General features: G+C 60.4%; 20 protein-coding genes. 12 read left to right on the top strand and 8 right to left on the bottom strand.

Annotated features, from left to right (window positions below; genetic code table 11):
- Positions 1-4 precede the first annotated feature (4 nt).
- The 9 genes from murD to lpxC all read left to right on the top strand — a co-directional run bounded on the left by murD (position 5) and on the right by lpxC (position 10,468).
- Complete coding sequence (gene murD / locus AACY11_RS20385; RefSeq protein WP_339495600.1) at positions 5-1,351, top strand: UDP-N-acetylmuramoyl-L-alanine--D-glutamate ligase; 1,347 nt, start codon at positions 5-7, stop codon at positions 1,349-1,351.
- Entirely contained in the window at positions 1,348-2,565 is a 1,218-nt protein-coding gene (ftsW, locus tag AACY11_RS20390) for a putative lipid II flippase FtsW (protein WP_401162174.1), read from the top strand. The genes murD and ftsW overlap by 4 nt, the downstream gene beginning before the upstream one ends.
- Positions 2,555-3,625, top strand: a complete 1,071-nt coding sequence (gene murG, locus AACY11_RS20395; protein ID WP_339465300.1) for an undecaprenyldiphospho-muramoylpentapeptide beta-N-acetylglucosaminyltransferase — start codon at positions 2,555-2,557, stop codon at positions 3,623-3,625. The genes ftsW and murG overlap by 11 nt, the downstream gene beginning before the upstream one ends.
- Positions 3,618-5,078 (top strand): UDP-N-acetylmuramate--L-alanine ligase, encoded by a 1,461-nt coding sequence (gene murC, locus AACY11_RS20400; RefSeq protein WP_339432153.1) that lies wholly within the window; start codon positions 3,618-3,620, stop codon positions 5,076-5,078. The genes murG and murC overlap by 8 nt, the downstream gene beginning before the upstream one ends.
- Positions 5,075-6,034, top strand: a complete 960-nt coding sequence (locus tag AACY11_RS20405) for a D-alanine--D-alanine ligase (protein ID WP_339432152.1) — start codon at positions 5,075-5,077, stop codon at positions 6,032-6,034. Before murC ends, AACY11_RS20405 begins: the two co-directional genes overlap by 4 nt.
- A gap of 4 nt (positions 6,035-6,038) precedes the next feature.
- On the top strand, positions 6,039-6,905 hold the full coding sequence (locus tag AACY11_RS20410) for a cell division protein FtsQ/DivIB (protein WP_339432151.1): 867 nt from the start codon (positions 6,039-6,041) through the stop codon (positions 6,903-6,905).
- Positions 6,906-6,920: 15 nt separating this feature from the next.
- Positions 6,921-8,180 carry a cell division protein FtsA gene (ftsA, locus tag AACY11_RS20415; RefSeq protein WP_047303071.1) on the top strand — a complete coding sequence of 420 codons (1,260 nt, stop codon included), beginning with the start codon at positions 6,921-6,923 and terminating at the stop codon, positions 8,178-8,180.
- Positions 8,181-8,247: 67 nt separating this feature from the next.
- Positions 8,248-9,444, top strand: coding sequence for a cell division protein FtsZ (gene ftsZ / locus AACY11_RS20420; RefSeq protein WP_221731503.1), 1,197 nt, complete (start codon positions 8,248-8,250; stop codon positions 9,442-9,444).
- Between the two features lie 112 nt (positions 9,445-9,556).
- On the top strand, positions 9,557-10,468 hold the full coding sequence (lpxC, locus tag AACY11_RS20425) for a UDP-3-O-acyl-N-acetylglucosamine deacetylase (protein ID WP_007916984.1): 912 nt from the start codon (positions 9,557-9,559) through the stop codon (positions 10,466-10,468).
- Between the two features lie 68 nt (positions 10,469-10,536).
- Here lpxC and AACY11_RS20430 read toward each other — a convergent pair whose 3' ends face one another.
- From AACY11_RS20430 to AACY11_RS20440, 3 genes are all read right to left on the bottom strand, one after another.
- Positions 10,537-12,042 carry a sensor domain-containing diguanylate cyclase gene (locus tag AACY11_RS20430; RefSeq protein ID WP_339432150.1) on the bottom strand — a complete coding sequence of 502 codons (1,506 nt, stop codon included), beginning with the start codon at positions 12,040-12,042 and terminating at the stop codon, positions 10,537-10,539.
- 43 nt (positions 12,043-12,085) lie between these two features.
- Entirely contained in the window at positions 12,086-13,402 is a 1,317-nt protein-coding gene (locus tag AACY11_RS20435) for an OprD family porin (protein ID WP_339495601.1), read from the bottom strand.
- A 195-nt stretch (positions 13,403-13,597) separates the two neighbouring features.
- Entirely contained in the window at positions 13,598-13,819 is a 222-nt protein-coding gene (locus tag AACY11_RS20440) for a hypothetical protein (protein ID WP_339432148.1), read from the bottom strand.
- A 265-nt stretch (positions 13,820-14,084) separates the two neighbouring features.
- Here AACY11_RS20440 and AACY11_RS20445 point away from each other — a divergent pair, with 265 nt between their 5' ends.
- Both AACY11_RS20445 and AACY11_RS20450 read left to right on the top strand, forming a co-directional pair.
- A complete protein-coding gene (locus AACY11_RS20445; protein WP_339495602.1) occupies positions 14,085-14,390 on the top strand; it encodes a type 1 fimbrial protein in 306 nt (101 codons plus the stop codon).
- 111 nt (positions 14,391-14,501) lie between these two features.
- Positions 14,502-14,741, top strand: a complete 240-nt coding sequence (locus AACY11_RS20450) for a hypothetical protein (protein ID WP_339495603.1) — start codon at positions 14,502-14,504, stop codon at positions 14,739-14,741.
- Positions 14,742-14,815: 74 nt separating this feature from the next.
- On the opposite strand, the gene AACY11_RS20455 is transcribed toward AACY11_RS20450, so the two are convergent.
- The 5 genes from AACY11_RS20455 to norR form a co-directional block, all read right to left on the bottom strand.
- Entirely contained in the window at positions 14,816-15,565 is a 750-nt protein-coding gene (locus tag AACY11_RS20455; protein WP_339432145.1) for a YkgJ family cysteine cluster protein, read from the bottom strand.
- An 83-nt stretch (positions 15,566-15,648) separates the two neighbouring features.
- Positions 15,649-15,975, bottom strand: a complete 327-nt coding sequence (locus tag AACY11_RS20460; protein WP_339432144.1) for a hypothetical protein — start codon at positions 15,973-15,975, stop codon at positions 15,649-15,651.
- Positions 15,976-16,062: 87 nt separating this feature from the next.
- The gene (locus AACY11_RS20465) at positions 16,063-16,521 is read right to left on the bottom strand and encodes a GNAT family N-acetyltransferase (RefSeq protein ID WP_339465335.1); all 459 of its coding nucleotides are present in this window, start codon (positions 16,519-16,521) and stop codon (positions 16,063-16,065) included.
- Positions 16,522-16,548: 27 nt separating this feature from the next.
- A complete protein-coding gene (locus AACY11_RS20470; protein ID WP_221731499.1) occupies positions 16,549-17,451 on the bottom strand; it encodes a chemotaxis protein CheV in 903 nt (300 codons plus the stop codon).
- Positions 17,452-17,576: 125 nt separating this feature from the next.
- Positions 17,577-19,136, bottom strand: a complete 1,560-nt coding sequence (gene norR / locus AACY11_RS20475) for a nitric oxide reductase transcriptional regulator NorR (RefSeq protein WP_339495604.1) — start codon at positions 19,134-19,136, stop codon at positions 17,577-17,579.
- Between the two features lie 163 nt (positions 19,137-19,299).
- On the opposite strand from norR, the gene hmpA reads away from it, so the two are divergent.
- On the top strand, positions 19,300-20,481 hold the full coding sequence (hmpA, locus tag AACY11_RS20480) for an NO-inducible flavohemoprotein (RefSeq protein ID WP_339432142.1): 1,182 nt from the start codon (positions 19,300-19,302) through the stop codon (positions 20,479-20,481).
- Positions 20,482-20,582: the final 101 nt, after the last annotated feature.

Here is a 20,582-nt window from a genome sequence, read left to right on the forward strand (position 1 = left end):
ACGAGTGTCTCTGATCGCTTCTGACCACTTCCGCATCGTTGTCGGCCTCGGCAAGAGCGGCATGTCCCTGGTTCGCTTCCTGGCGAGCCGGGGCACGTCGTTTGCCGTCGCCGATACGCGGGACAATCCACCGGAACTGGCCACGCTCAAGCGTGACTATCCGCACGTGGAAGTGCGTTGTGGCGAGCTGGACGTCGAATTCCTGTGCCGTGCCGACGAGCTCTACGTGAGCCCCGGCCTGGCGCTGGCGACCCCGGCCCTGCAAGCCGCTGCCGCCCGTGGCGTGAAACTGTCCGGCGACATCGAGTTGTTCGCGCGTAACGCACAGGCGCCAATCGTGGCCATCAGCGGTTCCAACGCGAAAAGCACGGTCACCACCCTGGTTGGCGAGATGGCGATGGCGGCCGGCAAACGTGTCGCAGTAGGCGGCAACCTCGGCACCCCCGCGCTGGACCTGCTCAGCGACGACATCGAGCTGTACGTGATGGAACTGTCGAGTTTCCAGCTGGAAACCACCGACCAGCTCAACGCCGAAGTGGCGACCGTACTCAACATCAGCGAAGACCACATGGACCGCTACAGCGGTCTGCCGGCCTATCACCTGGCCAAGCACCGGATCTTCCGTGGTGCCAGGCAATTTGTGGTCAACCGTCAGGATGCACTGACGCGGCCATTGATCGGCGAGGGCCAGCCGTGCTGGACCTTCGGTCTGAGCAAACCGGATTTCAAGGCGTTCGGTATCCGGGAAGAAGACGGCGAGAAATACCTGGCCTTTGAATTCCAGAACCTGATGCCGGTGCGCGAGCTGAAAGTTCGCGGCGCACACAACCAGTCCAACGCTCTGGCGGCCCTGGCGCTCGGGCATGCGGTCGGTCTGCCGTTCGACGCGATGCTCGCAGCGCTGCGCAACTTCGCCGGCCTCGAACACCGCTGCCAGTGGGTGCGCGATCTGGACGGCGTTGCTTATTACAACGACTCCAAAGCCACCAACGTTGGCGCCGCGCTGGCGGCCATTGAGGGCTTGGGTGCGGACATCGACGGCAAGATCGTGCTGATCGCCGGTGGCGATGGCAAGGGGGCCGAATTCAACGATCTGCGTGATCCGGTCGCCGCCCACTGCCGTGCCGTGATTCTGATGGGCCGCGACAGCGACAGGATCGGCGCCGCCCTCGGCGACGCCGTTCCACTGATCCGCGTAACGTCATTGGTTGAGGCCGTCGAGCAATGCCGCGCCGCTGCCCAACCGGGCGATGTCGTGCTGCTGTCGCCAGCCTGCGCCAGTTTCGACATGTTCAAGCATTACGAAGACCGTGGTCACCAGTTCGTCCGCGCCGTGGAGGAACTGACATGAGCCTGAGAAACATCATCAAACCGTATCCGTCGCCGATCATCACCGGGCGCGGGATCGACCTCGATTTCCCGATGCTCGCCGGGTGCCTGGCGCTGCTCGGTCTCGGCCTGGTCATGATCGCGTCGGCGTCCACCGAAGTGGCCGCCGCGCAGTCGGGCAGTGCGCTGTACTACATGATTCGCCACCTGATCTATGTGGCGCTGGGCCTTGGCGCCTGCATCATCACCATGATGATTCCAATTGCCACCTGGCAACGGTTGGGCTGGCTGATGCTGCTCGGTGCGTTCGGTCTACTGGTGATGGTGATCATTCCGGGCATCGGCCGGGAAGTGAACGGTTCGATGCGCTGGATCGGTTTCAGCTTCTTCAACGTTCAGCCATCCGAAATCGCCAAAGTGTTCGTGGTGATCTACCTCGCGGGTTACCTGGTGCGGCGCCAGAAAGAAGTGCGCGAGAGCTGGATGGGCTTTTTCAAGCCGTTCATCGTGCTGCTGCCGATGGCGGGGCTGTTGCTGATGGAGCCGGACTTCGGCGCCACCGTCGTGATGATGGGCGCGGCCGCGGCCATGCTGTTCCTTGGCGGAGTCGGCTTGTTCCGCTTTTCGCTGATGGTGGTGCTGGCGGTCGGGGCCGTGGTTTTGCTGATTCAGATGCAGCCGTACCGGATGGCACGTCTGACCAACTTCGCCGACCCGTGGGCCGACCAGTTCGGCGCCGGTTATCAATTGTCGCAAGCCTTGATCGCGTTCGGTCGTGGCGAATGGCTGGGCGTTGGCCTGGGCAACAGCGTGCAGAAGCAGTTCTACCTGCCGGAAGCGCACACCGACTTCGTGTTCTCCGTACTGGCTGAGGAGCTGGGCGCGGTGGGTTCGCTGTGCACCGTGGCGCTGTTCGTATTCGTGTGTATCCGTGGCATGTACATCGGTCTGTGGGCCGAGAAGGCCAAACAGTACTTCGCCGCTTACGTGGCTTACGGTCTGTCGTTCCTGTGGATTGGTCAGTTCCTGATCAACATCGGTGTGAACGTCGGCCTGCTGCCAACCAAGGGCCTGACCTTGCCGTTCCTCAGTTATGGCGGCAGTTCGTTGGTGATCTGCTGTGCCTGCCTGGGTTTGTTGTTGAGGATCGAGTGGGAGAGTCGAACCCACCTGGGCAGCGAAGAGATGGAATTCCATGAGAGCGACTTCGCCGAGGAGCCGAATCATGGGCGCTAACGTATTGATCATGGCCGGCGGAACCGGCGGCCACGTGTTCCCGGCGCTGGCCTGTGCCCGCGAGTTTCAGGCGCGCGGCTACACCGTGCACTGGCTCGGCACGCCACGCGGGATCGAGAACGAACTGGTCCCGGCGGCCGGGCTGGAACTGTATCGGATCAACGCCACTGGCCTGCGCGGCAAGGGCAAGCTGTCGCTGCTCAAGGCGCCGTTCATGCTGCTCAAGTCGGTCTGGCAGGCGCGGGCGATCATTCGCAAGCTGCGTCCGGTGTGCGTGGTCGGCTTCGGTGGTTATGTGACTGGCCCCGGTGGTCTTGCCGCGAAGCTGGCCGGCGTGCCGGTGATCGTTCACGAACAAAACGCCGTGGCCGGCACCGCCAATCGGTTGCTGGTGCCGTTCGCCGCCCGGGTGTGTGAAGCCTTCCCCGACACCTTTACTCTGTCGGACACCCGCCGTACCACCGGAAACCCGGTGCGCAGCGAGCTGTTCCTCGAAACACCGCGACCTGCTCTGGCGGGTCGCAAAGCGCGTTTGCTGATCCTGGGCGGAAGCCTTGGTGCAGAGCCGTTGAATAAATTGCTGCCTGAAGCCCTGGCCCAAGTTGCTGCCGATTTGCGCCCGGAAGTGTTTCATCAGGCCGGCAAAAACCACGATGAAGTGACTGCAGAGCGCTACCGCGCTGCCGGCGTGGATGCGCAGGTGCAGCCGTTCATCAAAGACATGGCCCAAGCCTATGGCTGGGCCGACCTGGTGGTGTGCCGCGCAGGCGCGTTGACCATCAGTGAGCTGGCTGCCGCCGGTCTGCCCTCGATGCTGGTGCCTTTGCCCCACGCGATCGACGATCACCAGACCCGCAACGCCGAATATTTGGCCCGTGAAGGCGCAGCCTTCCTGATGCCGCAAAGAACGACTGGTGCCGCGGACCTTGCCGCGCGCCTGACAGAGGTCTTGATGCAACCGCAACGACTTGAAGAAATGGCCCAAGCGGCCCGCCGTCTGGCGAAACCCGATGCCACCCGTAGTGTGGTCGATTCCTGTCTGGAGGTGTCCCATGGTTGAGAATCAGAAAGCCATGCCACAACCGGAAATGCGCCGCATCCGTCGCATCCACTTCGTCGGTATCGGCGGCGTGGGCATGTGCGGCATTGCCGAAGTGTTGTTGAACCTGGGTTATGAAGTGTCCGGTTCCGACCTGAAAGCTTCGCCGGTCACCGAGCGTCTGGAATCGTTCGGCGCCCACATTTTTATCGGCCACCGTGCCGAGAATGCCGCTGCCGCCGACGTGCTGGTGGTGTCGAGCGCCGTCAACACCTCCAACCCGGAAGTGGCGACCGCGCTGGAACGCCGCATCCCGGTGGTGCCGCGTGCCGAAATGCTCGCCGAGCTGATGCGCTACCGCCACGGCATCGCCGTGGCCGGCACCCATGGCAAAACCACCACCACCAGCCTGATCGCTTCGGTGTTCGCCGCCGGTGGCCTGGACCCGACGTTCGTCATCGGTGGTCGTCTGAATGCCGCGGGCACCAATGCCCAGCTCGGCACCAGCCGTTACCTGATCGCCGAAGCGGATGAAAGCGATGCCAGCTTCCTGCACCTGCAACCGCTGGTGGCTGTGGTCACCAACATCGACGCCGACCACATGGCGACCTACGACGGTGACTTCAACAAACTGAAGAAAACCTTCGTTGAGTTCCTGCACAACCTGCCGTTCTACGGTTTGGCAGTGATGTGCCTGGACGATCCGGTGGTGCGCGAAATTCTGCCGCAGGTCAAACGTCCGACCGTGACCTACGGCTTCAGCGAAGACGCCGACGTGCGCGCGATCAATGTGCGCCAGCAAGGCATGCAAACCTTCTTCACCGTGCTGCGTCCAGACCGTGAGCCGCTGGAAGTGTCGGTCAACATGCCGGGCAATCACAACGTGCTGAACTCGCTGGCGACCATCTGCATCGCCACCGACGAAGGCGTCAGCGATGAAGCCATCGTCCAGGGCCTGTCGGGCTTCCAGGGTGTCGGTCGACGCTTCCAGGTCTACGGCGAACTGCCCGTGGACGGCGGCAATGTGATGCTGGTCGACGACTACGGTCACCACCCGACCGAAGTCGCCGCGGTTATTAAAGCCGTACGCGGTGGCTGGCCGGAGCGCCGCCTGGTGATGGTCTATCAGCCGCACCGCTACAGCCGCACCCGTGACCTGTACGACGATTTCGTCAATGTACTGGCCGACGCCAACGTGCTGCTGCTGATGGAAGTCTATCCGGCCGGTGAAGAGCCGATCCCGGGCGCTGACAGCCGCAAGCTGTGCAACAGCATCCGCCAGCGCGGTCAGCTCGACCCGATCTACATCGAACGCGGTGTTGACCTCGCACCGCTGGTCAAGCCGTTGCTGCGTGCCGGCGACATTCTGCTGTGCCAGGGCGCCGGCGATATCGGCGGTCTTGCACCCAAACTGTTGAAAAGTGAGTTGTTCGCTGGCGCCGTGGCGGCGTCGGTCGAGGGGAAGTTGAAATGACTGCTGCCTACGCCAAGCTGTTCTCTACTATTGCGCCGAAAGACTTCGGCCGCGTCGCCGTGCTCTTCGGTGGCTTGAGTGCCGAGCGTGAGGTTTCGCTGAAATCGGGTAATGCCGTGCTTGAGGCGCTGCAAAGCGCGGGTGTGGACGCGTTCGGGATCGACGTCGGCGAAGACTTTCTGCAGCGTCTGCTGAGCGAAAAAATCGACCGTGCCTTCATCATTCTTCACGGCCGTGGCGGTGAAGACGGCAGCATGCAGGGCTTGCTCGAATGCGCCGGCATTCCGTACACCGGCAGCGGCATTCTGGCCTCGGCACTGGCAATGGACAAACTGCGCACCAAGCAGGTCTGGCACAGCCTCGGGATTCCGACGCCGCGTCACGCCGTGCTGTGCAGCGAAGCCGATTGTATTTCTGCTGCGACGGAACTGGGCTTGCCTTTGATCGTCAAACCGGCCCATGAAGGTTCAAGTATCGGGATGGCCAAAGTGAGTTCTGCGTCCGAGTTGATCGACGCATGGAAAGCGGCCAGTACCTACGATTCGCAAGTGTTGGTTGAGCAATGGATTCAAGGTCCGGAGTTCACCATCGCCACCCTGCGTGACCAGGTGTTGCCTCCTATCGCCCTGGGTACACCGCACACGTTCTACGACTACGACGCCAAGTACATCGCCAACGATACCCAGTACCGCATTCCGTGCGGGCTGGATGCCGCCAAGGAACAGGAACTCATGGAACTCACGGCCAAGGCCTGTGAGGCGCTGGGTATTGCCGGTTGGGGCAGGGCGGACGTGATGCAGGACGCCGACGGGCAATTCTGGTTTCTGGAAGTGAACACCGCACCGGGCATGACCGATCACAGTCTGGTGCCGATGGCAGCCCGTGCTGCCGGTCTGGATTTCCAGCAACTGGTTCTGGCCATTCTGGCCGCCAGTGTTGAAGACGCTCGAGGTTAAGACGATGCAAGGCGCTCAGCTCAGACATCAGCCACCCGCACCCGGTCGCAAGCCGGTGCCGCGGGGTGCCAGCCGAATGGTGGCCAAAGAGCCGATGTCCGCGCGCCTGCCAAAAGCCAATTTCGGCTTTCTGAGAAGTCTGTTCTGGCCGGTGCTGCTGTTAGTGCTCGGTTTCGGTACTTACGAAGGCGCCCAGCGTCTGCTGCCTTACGCCGACCGGCCGATCAGCAAGATCGCTGTCCAGGGCGACCTGAGTTACATCAGTCAGCAAGCGGTGCAGCAGCGAATCGCTCCGTATGTGGCGGCGAGCTTCTTCACCATCGACCTGGAGGGCATGCGCAAAGAACTGGAGCAAATGCCCTGGATCGCCCACGCCGAAGTGCGCCGCGTGTGGCCGGATCAAGTGGTGATCCGCCTCGAAGAGCAACTGCCGGTGGCCCGTTGGGGCGACGAGTCGTTGCTCAACAACCAGGGCCAGGCGTTTACGCCCAGAGAGCTGGCGAACTACGAACACTTGCCACAGCTGTTCGGTCCTCAACGGGCCCAACAGCAAGTGATGCAGCAATACCAGGTGCTGAGCCAGATGCTGCGACCGATGGGCTTCTCGATTGCCCGCCTGGAATTGCGTGAGCGCGGTAGCTGGTTCCTGACCACCGGCGCCGGCAGTTCAGGCCCCGGCATCGAGTTGCTGCTGGGACGCGGCAACCTGGTGGAAAAGATGCGCCGCTTCATCGCCATCTATGACAAGACGCTTAAAGACCAGATTACGAACATTGCGCGCATCGATCTGCGCTACGCCAACGGCCTTGCTGTTGGCTGGCGGGAACCTGTAGCGCCGACGACAGCCCAACCGGCTGTCGCGAAGAATTAAGAAGAGGCAGGACCCATGGCAAACGTGCAAAGCGGCAAAATGATCGTCGGTCTGGATATCGGCACCTCCAAGGTGGTGGCGCTGGTAGGCGAGGTCTCGGACGACGGCACGCTGGAAATCGTCGGTATCGGTACGCACCCGTCCCGCGGCCTGAAAAAAGGCGTGGTGGTGAACATCGAGTCCACCGTGCAATCGATCCAGCGTGCGATCGAAGAAGCCCAATTGATGGCGGGCTGCCGCATTCACTCGGCGTTCGTAGGCGTGGCCGGCAATCACATCCGCAGCCTGAACTCCCACGGCATCGTCGCGATTCGTGACCGTGAGGTGAGCTCTGCTGACCTTGAGCGTGTCCTGGACGCTGCGCAGGCCGTGGCGATCCCGGCTGACCAGCGCGTGCTGCACACCCTGCCGCAAGATTACGTGATCGATAACCAGGAAGGTGTCCGCGAGCCTTTGGGCATGTCCGGCGTGCGTCTGGAAGCCAAGGTTCACGTCGTCACCTGCGCCGTCAACGCCGCACAGAACATTGAAAAATGCGTGCGCCGTTGTGGCCTGGAAATCGACGACATCATTCTCGAACAACTGGCTTCGGCCTATTCGGTCCTGACCGACGACGAAAAAGAGCTGGGCGTGTGCCTGGTCGACATCGGCGGCGGTACCACCGACATCGCGATCTTTACCGAAGGTGCGATTCGCCACACGGCGGTGATCCCGATTGCCGGTGACCAGGTGACCAACGACATCGCCATGGCGTTGCGCACCCCGACCCAGTACGCCGAAGAAATCAAGATCCGTTACGCCTGCGCCCTGGCCAAACTGGCCGGTGCCGGCGAAACCATCAAAGTGCCGAGCGTCGGCGACCGTCCACCACGCGAGCTGTCGCGTCAGGCCCTGGCCGAAGTGGTCGAGCCGCGTTACGACGAACTGTTCACCCTGATCCAGGCCGAGCTGCGTCGCAGCGGCTATGAGGACCTGATCCCGGCCGGCATCGTCCTGACCGGCGGTACTTCGAAGATGGAAGGCGCCACCGAACTGGCCGAAGAAATCTTCCACATGCCGGTTCGTCTGGGCGTGCCGCATGGCGTCAAAGGTCTGGATGACGTGGTGCGCAATCCGATTTATTCCACGGGCGTTGGCTTGTTGATGTACGGCCTGCAAAAGCAGTCCGACGGGGTTTCGTTCTCCGGCATCGGCAGCCGCGACAGCTACAGCAGCGAGGAGCCACAGGCGCCGTTGCTCGATCGATTGAAGAAGTGGGTTCAAGGCAACTTCTAAAGCTTTACCGCAACACCGCAACAAAATGCAGTAGGCGAAAAAACTAGAGAACGTAAGGAGAGGGAAAATGTTCGAACTCGTAGACAACATCCCCGCAAGCCCGGTAATTAAAGTTATCGGTGTTGGCGGTGGCGGCGGCAACGCTGTCAATCACATGGTCAAGAGCAACATCGAAGGCGTCGAATTCATCTGCGCCAACACTGATGCTCAAGCGCTGAAAAACATCGGCGCGCGTACCATCCTGCAACTGGGCACAGGTGTCACCAAAGGCCTGGGCGCCGGCGCGAATCCGGAAGTCGGCCGTCAGGCTGCTCTGGAAGACCGCGAGCGCATTGCTGAAGTGCTGGCCGGCACCAACATGGTGTTCATCACCACGGGCATGGGCGGTGGTACTGGTACCGGTGCTGCGCCGATCATTGCCGAAGTGGCCAAGGAAATGGGCATCCTGACCGTTGCTGTCGTAACGCGTCCGTTCCCGTTCGAAGGCCGCAAGCGTATGCAGATCGCCGACGAAGGCATCCGCATGCTGTCCGAAAGCGTCGACTCGTTGATCACCATTCCTAACGAGAAGCTGCTGACCATCCTCGGTAAAGACGCAAGCCTCCTGTCGGCTTTTGCCAAGGCTGACGATGTACTGGCCGGTGCCGTTCGCGGTATTTCCGACATCATCAAGCGTCCGGGCATGATCAACGTCGACTTTGCCGACGTGCGTACCGTGATGAGCGAAATGGGCATGGCGATGATGGGCACTGGCTGCGCCAGCGGTCCGAACCGTGCACGTGAAGCCACTGAAGCGGCCATTCGCAACCCGCTGCTGGAAGACGTGAACCTGCAAGGCGCACGCGGCATTCTGGTGAACATCACCGCCGGTCCTGACCTGTCTCTGGGTGAGTACTCCGACGTGGGTAGCATCATCGAAGCCTTCGCTTCCGAGCACGCCATGGTCAAGGTCGGTACCGTTATCGATCCGGACATGCGCGACGAACTGCACGTCACCGTGGTTGCCACCGGTCTGGGCGCGAAGATCGAGAAGCCTGTGAAGGTTATCGACAATACCGTTCACACCTCGATGGCGGCTTCTCAGGTGCAGCAACCGGCTCCGGCCCGTCAGGAAGCGCCAGCGGTGAACTACCGTGATCTGGACCGTCCGACCGTCATGCGCAACCAGGCTCAGGCCGGTGCTGCGGCTGCCGCGAAGATGAATCCGCAAGATGACCTGGACTACCTGGATATCCCGGCATTCCTGCGTCGTCAGGCCGATTGATGGAATGTATCAGGCCTATGAAGGTGATTGGTGTTCAGCAAAGGTTCGGTCTGCTATCATCGCCAGCCTTTGTTGATACCAGTTCGCAATTTGCGCTGAAGCGGCCCAAGCCATGATTAAACAACGCACACTGAAAAATATTATCCGTGCCACAGGTGTAGGCCTGCATTCCGGGGAGAAGGTCTACCTGACCCTCAAGCCTGCGCCTGTCGACACTGGCATTGTGTTTTGTCGCGCTGACCTCGACCCTGTGGTGCAGATTCCTGCCCGCGCGGAAAACGTCGGTGAAACCACTATGTCGACGACGCTGATAAACGGCGACGTCAAAGTGGACACGGTAGAGCACTTGCTCTCGGCCATGGCTGGCCTGGGCATCGATAACGCCTACGTCGAGCTCTCCGCGTCCGAAGTCCCGATCATGGATGGCAGCGCTGGACCCTTCGTATTCCTGATTCAATCGGCTGGCCTGGAAGAACAGGACGCCGCCAAGAAATTCATCCGCATCCTGCGTGAAGTGACAGTGGAAGACGGCGACAAGCGCGCCACTTTCGTTCCTTTCGAAGGGTTCAAGGTGAGCTTCGAGATCGATTTCGATCACCCGGTTTTCCGGGACCGCACCCAAAGTGCAAGCGTGGATTTTTCCAGCACTTCGTTCGTAAAAGAAGTCAGCCGCGCCCGTACCTTTGGTTTCATGAGTGACATCGAGTACCTGCGCAAGCACAACCTCGCACTCGGCGGCAGCGTTGAAAACGCAATCGTGGTCGATGCCGATGGCGTACTGAACGAAGACGGCCTTCGCTATGAAGACGAATTCGTGAAGCACAAGATCCTCGATGCCATTGGCGATCTGTACCTGCTGGGCAATAGCCTGATTGGTGAGTTCAAAGGCTTCAAGTCCGGTCATGCACTGAACAACCAGTTGCTGCGCAAGTTGATTGAGCAGACAGATGCTTGGGAAGTGGTGACGTTCGAAGACGCCAGCACCGCACCCATCTCTTACATGCGCCCTGTTGCGGCGGTGTAAGTAAAAAACCTCTCTAGTTTTTTGAAGGCCACCTTTGGGTGGCCTTTTTTTATTGTTTGAAACAGAACTCAGCCCGCCAGCACTCGGTTGCGTCCACCTTCCTTGGCCTGATACAACGCCTTGTCCGCCGCAAACAGCAACTGCTCCAGCGTCATCTCGCTCGCTGCCGTCCAGGTGCTGATACCGATACTCACCGTCATCGGCACCTGCGCCCCGTCGACCAGCGGCAATTGTTCCACCGCCTCACGAATATGTTCGGCAATCTGCTGCGCGCCATGACTGTCGGTCTCGGCAAGAATCACCGAAAACTCCTCGCCGCCATAACGCGCCACCAAGTCTGCCGGCCGCCGCACGTTCGCCGTGATGACTTTGGCTAGCTCGCGTAATGCCTGGTCACCCGCCTGGTGCCCATGCCGGTCGTTAAAGGCCTTGAAGTGATCGGCATCGATCATCATTACCGACAATGGTTTGCCCGCACGCTGGGCGCGGAACCACTCGTGGCGCAGCGATTGATCGAGCATCCGCCGATTGGCCAGACCGGTCAGTGCGTCCGTGGCAGCCAGTTGCGCCAGATCCCGTTCGGCCCGTTGGCGCAGGCGCAGTTCGCGGGCGAGCAGCCAGGTCAGCCACAACAACCCCAGACACAACACCCCCGTGGCGCCGCTGATCAGCATCGCCGTACGCCGCCAAGTGGCGAAGACTTCATCGCCGGACAGCGCAACGATGACCACCAGGGGCAAATTGCCGACCCGCGAATAGGTGTAGAGCCGCTGCTGTTGATCCATGCTCGATGTGCTGCTGAAACTCCCACTGCCGTCCCTGTCGCGCAGTATGCGCAGCACGTTGGGCCGGTTGCCGAAGCTTTTGCCGATAGAGTCGCTTTGCAGGTAAGGTTTCTGCGCCAGCAACACGCCATCGTTATTGATGATGTTGAGTGTGCTGTCGTTGCCGATATTCAGGCTGTTGAACAACTGCTCGAAGTAATCGAGTTTCATCGACGCCACAGCCACGCCGATGAACTCACCAGTGTCCGAGGACACCCGCCGACTGAAGCTGATCCGCCATTGGTTGGCCTCATCGCAATCACAACGGGTCTTGAACGGACGGCTGATAAACATGCCGACGTCGCGGTTGAACGCATGGGCCAGGAAGTAATCACGGTCGGCGAAATTGCCGGGTTTAGGTTCGACTCTTGAAGAGTCGGCGATCACATCGCCGTGTTTGTCGAGCAACAGAATGTCGCCCTTGAAGCGTGCAGTGGTCGAGCGGTCGAACAGCGCCAGATGGCGGATTTGCGGCGAGACCGCTTGCAAGTCGTCGCGCTGTGCAGCGGCAATCAGACCTTGCAGCGTCAGGTCGTACAGCTCGACGGTACGCAGCACGTCGGCGTCGATCAACTGGGCTATGGTCGTGGCACTGCGGGTGGCCGTTTCCTGAGCGTTGGCGTGCTCACGGATCAGTAGAAAAGTGACGATGCACAAAATCGCGAACACGGTCAGCGAACTGCCGCAGATCAGCAGCAGCTCGGGGCGTCCGGTCTTGCCCGCAACAGGTGGGGTAAGGCTCGCGATCATGATGCGCTTTCGGTTGAGAGGTCCTTTGAGCGTAGCGCCGATCCTAGAAGACGTTGATCGGGTAGTCGAAGATTACGCGGTATTCATCAGTGTCTGTATCAATCGCGCCGTAACCGTTGCTGCCACGGTGGGTTGCCCATTGCAGACGCACGGCCAGATCTTTGGCCTGACCGCTTTGCACCACGTACTTCAGATCGATGTCACGTTCCCAGTGCTTGGCGTTTCGCCCTTCGGCGCTGTACCAGTTGGAGTAACCCTGACTGTCCGGGTCCACTTTGCTCAGATCAAGCGTTCCGCGCGAGTAGGACACCGCCCAATTCAGGCCCGGCACACCGACACCCGCGAAGTCATAGGCGTATTTGAGCTTCCACGAGCGTTCGTTCGGGCCGTTGAAGTCCGAGTATTGCTGCGAGTTGTCCAGGTAAACGCTGTCGCCCTGACTGATGTAATCGAACGGCGTGTTGCCGTTGACCCGCTGATACGCGGCGGTGACGCTGTGGCCGCCGACACCGACCGTGACGTGCAAGCTGTAGGTGTTGTTGTCGATGTTGCCCAGCAGCGCATCGCCCGTGTCTTGGGTGTGATAGACGTGCAGGCCCGGATTGAGGCTGATCACATCGTTCAATTGCCAGGTGTAGTCGAGGTCGTAGTAGTACTGGTTCCAGATGTCTTTGAGTTCGGAGGCGTAAAGGCTGCTGGTCAGGCCCTCGACACCGCTCCAGGCCACGCCCGCCCAGTTCAGGTGACGGCTGTCATCGCCATCGGCCAGGGCGCCATAGGAGGTGCCGATGCGTGTGTGGCCGCTCTGGTTGTAAGGCTTGGTGAAACTGGCCTGACCGCCTTCGATCAACCAGCCGTCGAAGCTGTGGTTGGTCAGGCTGACGCCTCGGAACGTCTGCGGCAGCATACGGCTGTCACCACCAGCAATCACCGGGTTGGTGAGAAACAGATCGCCGGCCTTCAGCTCGGTATCGAACGCGCGCATTTTCAAGGTGCCGCCGGCCGTCGAGAATGCGCCCGGCGCTTTGCCGTGGCCATCACTGATCGGCAGGATGCTGGAGCCATCCGTACCGCCACCGCCGTCGAGTTTCAGCCCGAGCATGGCGTGTGCATCAACGCCAAAGCCGACCGTGCCTTCGGTATAGCCGGACTGAAAGATGCCGAGAAAGCCCTGGCCCCACTCGATGTTGTCGTCTGTGCGCTGGAGACGATTGCGATTGATGTAGTAATTGCGGGCGTTGAGGTTGAGGTTCGAGCCCTCGACGAAACCTTCTTTGGCCGGCTCATCGGCGTGGGCGGAGGATGCCATCGTTGCGGCAACTGCAATGAACAACGGAGTAAAACGGACTGGGTAACGCACGTACAGGGGAGCTCCTTGGGGTCGATTGGCACTTCAATGTATCGAGGTGCTCAACGTTTCTTATTGGGGAAGACGCACCAAACGGCTTTCAGCCCACAACGAAAAAAGGCCGCTGAAAGGCAGCGGCCTGCAATGACGACGGTTGAACGGGAAGAGCCAAACAACCGCGTCGAGGGAAGCGGAACAGGGCGCTAATCAGCTGTCTTTCTCTGGCGATTGAGCCGCGCCGGCAGCGGCCTGTGGGGCTTGCGTGGCGTCTTTGGCCTTGGCCACCATTTCAGCCTGGTGCTGATCGTACGCTTGGGCTCGTGCAATTTTTTGCGCCACGAACGCTTGGGATTCTTCAGCCATCGCCATCGGCGACAGGATCAATGAGGACAAAACGAAAGCGCTGGCAATACCCATACTGTTGGACATTCTGAAAACCTTCTTGCTTGGCAAGTGCTGTTTGGTGCGGGCAAAGATAAGGTCGCTTTGCGCCTGGAAACAGCGTGATTTTCATAAATGACTGTTACAGCAACAGCAAATATCGGCGGGCCCTGGTGTATTGATCTTCCGGTCTATTGAAGACAGCGCTGAGAGCCGACCCGCCGCTGCGCGCTTAAAGATCCGCTCTCGCCAGCGGATACACGTTATATAGCCCAAGCATTAACGGCGTGGGTCTCTACGGGAGTGTCCTGTCATGAAACCCAGAACCGCCATTTCGAGTGTGTTGGTTTTGCTTGCGCTCACGGTCTCTGCTGCCCCTCAAGGCACTGCCGGGGAGATCCGTTTCACCGGTCAAATCGTCGATTCCGGCTGTGAAGTCGGGCGAGCGGGAACATTGGCTTTCAGTGAATCGCGCCAGGTCGAGCTCAAGCCCGGCATGCGCTTCGATGTCGATACCTACCGCAACGCGTGCAGCCATGAGACGTTGCCGTTTGCCATGACCTATGAGTCGCTGAAGACCTCGGCCGACAAAGGCATTGTGACCATCACTTACCTGTAAACCGTTCGGCGTGCGCCGCAAATCTTCAGGTGCTGACCCACGGCGCACAGGTATACTGCGCGCCTTTGTGGCTCACTGATCGGGCCCGATTTTTTGCTTTGCGGAGCTTTTATGACTTCCCCGACCCTACCGCCGGTTGGCGACGCCGTGAGCGATGTCCCGGCTGACCTGGCCGACGCCAACGAAACCAAAACCGAGATCCCGGCTTTCAAATTCCCGTTCAAACCGGGCGAGTTGGCGGGCGCCAAAGGTTCGAACCAGCCGTGGTACAAGAACGGCGCCAAGAATGGCCACACCAAGACCCCGGGCATGGCGCCGCCGGGCACCCGTCGTTCGATGGGCAAGCGCTGAGTTTCATTCCCCTCTCAGGCCTGGCTGTGATGTTCGATCACGGTCAGGTCATCAGCCTCAGCGAAAATGCTGGATCATGCCGCCCGTAGCGAGATGAACGCATACGTCTGCGCCGGCTCAGTCACCACCTGCCCTCCGGCCGCCAGCACTTGCCCGGCAATGTCATCCCCGGACACATGAAACAGCCATTCACTCAGGGCTTCGTTCGGCGGTTGCGCGCTCACTTGGTCTATCACGGTGGCAAACGCCGCCATATTCGGCAAATACGCGGTAAAGCCATCGCCCTTGAGCGCCGTGGTGCGAATGCCGAGCCTGGCGCAAATCGCCTCTTTGATCTGGATGTCATCGCGATCCGCCTGACGTGAACGCTGTATCAGCTCCACCAATTGCTGATCAACCAGTTCACCGCCGACGATCAGCGCCGGGCCCTGTTCCCAAGACTCCGGCGGGCAATCCTTGGCGGCAGGATTGAGCGGAATATGCGGGTTGATTTCCGCTGGATAAATCCGGCACACCAGGGGGCGACGTTCATAAATCCGACAGCGCTTGTCTTCGTCAAGATTCCGGCAGGGGCCGACGTTGTATGCGGCAAAGGTGATGGCTACGTGGGCATCGGCCATACCGCTGCGCACCACCACCGACCGCCGTTCGGCGTGCTCGCGCTGCTGCGCCGGTAAGCCCAGGCCGTTGCCGAGGAATGCTTCGACCAGCACGATCACCTGGCCGCCATCCGCTGCCCACATGCGGGCCTCGGAGAGGGTCAGGGGGACATGGTGGTCAGTGCAGCATTTGCCGCAACCTACGCAGGAAAACGTCGTATTCATTGAACGATCAATCTTCAATCAGGGTGTGAAACGGCGACGTAAAGTCGCCGTGCAGGCTCCTGTCGAAGCAAGTTGTGCGCCATTTACTGCGCTTTGGCGGTGGGGCGGATCGAGTCCCATTCGGTGACGAAGGCGCTTTTTGACTTTTTGTTGAACAGGCACAGCTCTGTACCTTGCTGGCCCTTCATGTGTTTTTGCGGGTATTGACCTTGCAGCAGAACGGCGGTGTAACCGACTCGGCGATCGAATTGCGCGGGGTTGCCAACCGGTTTGACGTTTTTCAGGCCACTGGCCTTGGTGCAACTGGCGAGTACGCTTTTGTCGTAGGCCGCCCAGGCTTCGGGGCTGGAGGCGTGGGCCAGGGAGGTGAGCGCGGTGAGGCAGAGCAGGCTTAAGGTGAGGGTCTTCATGGTGGGCATCCTTGTTATGGCCAAGGTTGGAGTATGCCTGAGTGTGAGACGTTGTCTGTGCCGACGTCGTCGCGGGGAAGCAGTGGATCAGTGCGGGACGATTTCCCGGCGAACCACATACATCCCGGCACTCTCATACAACCGCTGCGCCCGAACGTTATCTTCCAGCACCTTCAAATCGACGAACCCCTCGCGTCGTTGCTGAAACACCTTGAATGCATTGAGCAGCAACGCCCGACCGAGACCTCGGCCTCGAGCACGCGGATGTACCACCAGATTCTTGATGTAGGCACTGGTCCAGCATTGCGCTACACCGACGACGCCCTCGGTATCGTGGGCAATAAAACACAGGGTCGGATCGTATTCGGGATCGGTTTCAAACCGTTGCTGCCATTGCTCCAGCGCTGGCACCCGGCCGCCACCGTCGCGATAGCCCAGTTGCATCAGGTGGTGCACGGTCGGGGCCAGTTCGGCGTTATAAAGGCTGACCTCGATACCCTGCGGCCAGACAATTGGTGGCGCCTCCGCGCGCAGATCGCGGCGCATCAGCAAGCAGTGCGTCTGGCCCAAGGCTCAGTGTCCGCTGGCGGCAACGTGTTTGGCCGCTTCGATCAGGCGTTGGGTCAACTCCGGCGAGGAGAACTTGGTCAGCACCGCGTTGGCCCCGGCCAGACGGGCTTTTTCGCTGTTCATCGCGCTGTCGAGCGAGGTGTGCAGCAGCACGTAGAGGTGAGCGAAGTCCGGGGTCTCGCGCAGGGTCCGGGTGAAGGCGTAGCCGTCCATCTCGGACATTTCGATGTCCGAGACGATCAGGTTGATCTGCCGCGCCGTGCCCTGCAGGTCGAGCAGGCAGTCGATGGCTTCCTTGGCGCTGCGGGCGGTGTGGCATTGCAGGCCGAGGTTACGCAGGGTATGCACCGATTGCTGCAGCGCTACCTGGCTGTCGTCGACCACCAGAATCCTTGCGTTGCCGAGGACTTCGGCGTCTTCCATGGTCAGGTCGGTGGGGGCCATTTCAATCTGCGCCGGGGCGATGCTGTGGATAACTTTTTCGATGTCCAGCACTTGCACCAGCGTGCCTTCGACCGAGGTCACGCCGGTAATGTAGGCGCGCACACCGCCGGAGCCGAACGGCGGCGGTTTGATGTCGGTGGTCAGGCAATGGATGATTTTGCTCACGGCCTGTACATGCAGGCCTTGTTTCGAGCGGCTGACGTCAGTGACGATCAGGCAGCCGCCGTTCGGGTCTTCCAGCGGTCGCTCGCCGATGGCGCGGCTCAGGTCGATCACCGACAGCGAGGCGCCGCGCAGGGTGGCGATGCCTTTGACGTGCGGGTGCGACTCCGGCAGCTTGGTCAGCGGCGGGCAGGGGATGATTTCACTGACTTTCAGCAGGTTGATCGCCATCAGCTTGCCGCTGCGCAAGGTAAACAGCAGAAGCGAAAGTGAATCTGCGCGGGCTTTGTTGGAGGACATAAAAACCTTCTGTGGAAAAAGGTGATGGGCGAAGGTGGAATCGCCAAAAACGATCGATGCCGGGTTATCGGCGTTTAAAGGATGGGCTTTAGGTCAGTTGTCAGGTGAGGGGGCTTCTCAGCTTTTCAGTTTTTCATGCCGAGGCGCTTGGCCATCCGCCCCAGATTTGCCCGATCCAACCCTAACTCGCGCGCCGCACTTGCCCAGTTATCCTGATTGCGCGCCAGCGCCGCACTGATCAACTGGCGCTGATACGCCTCGGTCGCCGCGCGCAAGTCCCCGCTGATGAGCGAAACAGGCGTCACAACAGCGGCCGCAGGCAAAGGTGAGTTATCCACAACCTCATGCGGTAAATCCAGGTCCGCGGCACTCAGGCTGAGTATTTTCGGCCTTACTTTGCTGTTGCCCAGCGCTTTGAGGGCACTGCGACCGATCAGGTGTTCAAGCTCTCGCACGTTACCCGGCCAAGTGTAGGCGAGCAGGGCCTCTTGGGCGTCGCTGTTGAGCCGCAGGCTGTTGAGGCCCATGCGCGAACGGTTCTGTTCGAGGAAGAATCCGCTGAGCAGCAGCACGTCACGCCCGCGATCACGCAACGCCGGCACCCGCAGCGGGTACACGCTCAGGCGGTGGTAGAAGTCGGCGCGATAACGGCCGCTGCGCACTTCTTCGGCCAGGTCGCGGTTGGTCGCGGCGATCAAGCGCACATCGACCTGATGCTCCTTGTCCGAGCCCAGGCGCTGCAATTGGCCGCTCTGCAGAACCCGTAGCAACTTGGCCTGCACCGTTAGCGACAACTCGCCGACCTCGTCGAGAAACAGCGTGCCGTCATTGGCCAGCTCGAATTTGCCGCGCCGGTCACTGGTGGCGCCGGTAAACGCGCCGCGTACATGGCCGAACAACTCGCTTTCCACCAGCGTGTCGGGCAGGGCGGCGCAGTTGAGGCTGATGATCGGTTTATCAGCGCGAGGGGAGGCGGCGTGAATGGCTTGGGCGACCAGTTCTTTGCCGACCCCGGTTTCGCCGGTGATCAACACGGTCAGATCACTGCCACCCACCAGATTGATTTCTTCTACCAGCCGTTTAAGGGCTTTGCTCTGGCCGATCATTTCGCGGTGCTGCTGGCCGCTGGCCTGGCGGTAGACCTCCGCGCGCTGGTGTTCGTCTTCGGCGCGAGTCGCCAGACGTTCGATGCGCTCGGCGGCGTTGACCGTGGCCGAGGCGAGGCTGGCGAAGGCTTGCAGCGCATCCAGTTCGATCGGTTCGAAACGCTCGGGATCCAGGGCGTCGAGGGTGATCAGGCCCCAAAGCTTTTCATCGACGAACAACGGGCAACCGAGGCAGTCGTGGACTTGGAGATGATCGTCCAGGCCCTCGACCAAGCCGTCGTAAGGATCGGGCAAGTCACTGTCAGCAGCGAATCGGGTCGGCCCTTTGCCTGCCAGCAACACTCCGAAGCGCGGATGCTCGCTGACTTTGAAACGTCGGCCGAGGGTGTCGGTGCTCAAGCCGTCCACCGCCAGCGGCACCAGCGCTTCGCCGTCCAGGCGCAGTAGTGCGGCAGCGTCACAGGGCAGCAGGGCGCGCATGGCTTCGAGCAGGCGTCGGTAACGCTCGCCCTCGGGCAGTTCACGGGAGAGGTCGGAGACCAGAGGCAGCAGGGCGGTGAGCAGGGATTTGGCGGACATGGTTTTGTAGTCAAAGAGACAAGATGTAGTCGTGTTGACTATAAATAGCTTGGTGTCGATATGACTACTTAAATTTTAAGTGATTGTTTTTTATAGGAAATAAAGTTGGCACGGAAGCTGATAAGCCTAAGGTAACTTTCAAGAAAACGCAGGAGTCACCCTTATGCTTAGCGTCCAGGATCGTGCCATCGTCAAATCCACCGTGCCTCTGCTGGAAAGCGGCGGTGAAGCGCTGATCACCCACTTCTATCGCATGATGCTCTCTGAATACCCGCAAGTGCGTCCGTTGTTCAACCAGGCCCACCAGGCCAGCGGCGATCAACCGCGGGCCCTGGCCAACGGCGTGCTGATGTATGCGCGGCACATCGATCAACTCGACCAGTTGGGCGACCTGGTGGCGAAGATCATCAACAAACACGTCGCCCTGCAGATTCTGCCGGAACATTACCCGATCGTCGGTACATGCCTGCTGCGCGCCATCTCTGAAGTGCTCGGCGAAGAGATCGCTACGCCTGAGGTGATGAGTGCCTGGGGCGCGGCCTATGGGCAACTGGCCGACATTCTGATCGGCGCCGAAACCGCCATCTATGATCAGAAAGAACACGCCGTCGGCGGCTGGCGCGGCGCGCGCGAGTTCATTGTGGCGGCCAAGGTCGAGGAGAGCGCGGAAATCATTTCGTTCTACTTTGAACCTGCGGACAAAGGCCCGATTCTCGCGGCCGAACCGGGTCAGTACATCGGCATGAAGCTGATCCTCGATGGCGAAGAAATCCGTCGCAACTACTCGCTGTCGGCGTTGGCGAACAAAGGCCAGTACCGCATCAGCGTCAAGCGCGAGCCGGGTGGCCGTGCGTCCAATCATTTGCACGATCAATTACAGGTGGGGGCGAGCATTCTGCTGTTTCCGCCATCGGGTGAGTTCACCCTGACGGCCAGCGACAAACCGCTGGTACTGATCAGCGGTGGCGTCGGGATCACGCCGACCCTGGCGATGCTTGAAGCGGCGCTGCAGACCAAGCGCCCGGTGCACTTTATCCACTGCGCACGCAACGGCGGCGTCCATGCGTTCCGCGACTGGATCGATGGTTTGGCTGAGCGTCATCCGCAACTCAAGCGTTTCTATTGCTACGCCGAAGATGACGGTGTGAGCCCGGCGGCGGACAACGTCGGGATGTTGAACCAGCAATTGCTCGGCGAATGGCTGCCGGCGCAGCGTGATGTCGATGCTTATTTCTTGGGGCCGAAAGGTTTCATGGCGGCGATCAAGCGCCATCTCAAAGCGCTGGGCGTGCCGGAGAAGCAGAGCCGGTATGAGTTCTTTGGCCCGGCGTCCGCTTTGGAATAATCCTTCGGACCGAGTCGTTTGCATCGCGGGCTTGCCCGCGATGGCATCACTACGGTCTCGATTCTTAAAAAGTGTTTAAAGGTTAATCGTTTCTTAACCGG

The sequence above is a fragment of the Pseudomonas sp. RA_105y_Pfl2_P56 genome, assembly GCF_963970845.1.
Taxonomy (GTDB): Bacteria; Pseudomonadota; Gammaproteobacteria; order Pseudomonadales; family Pseudomonadaceae; genus Aquipseudomonas; species Aquipseudomonas baetica_A.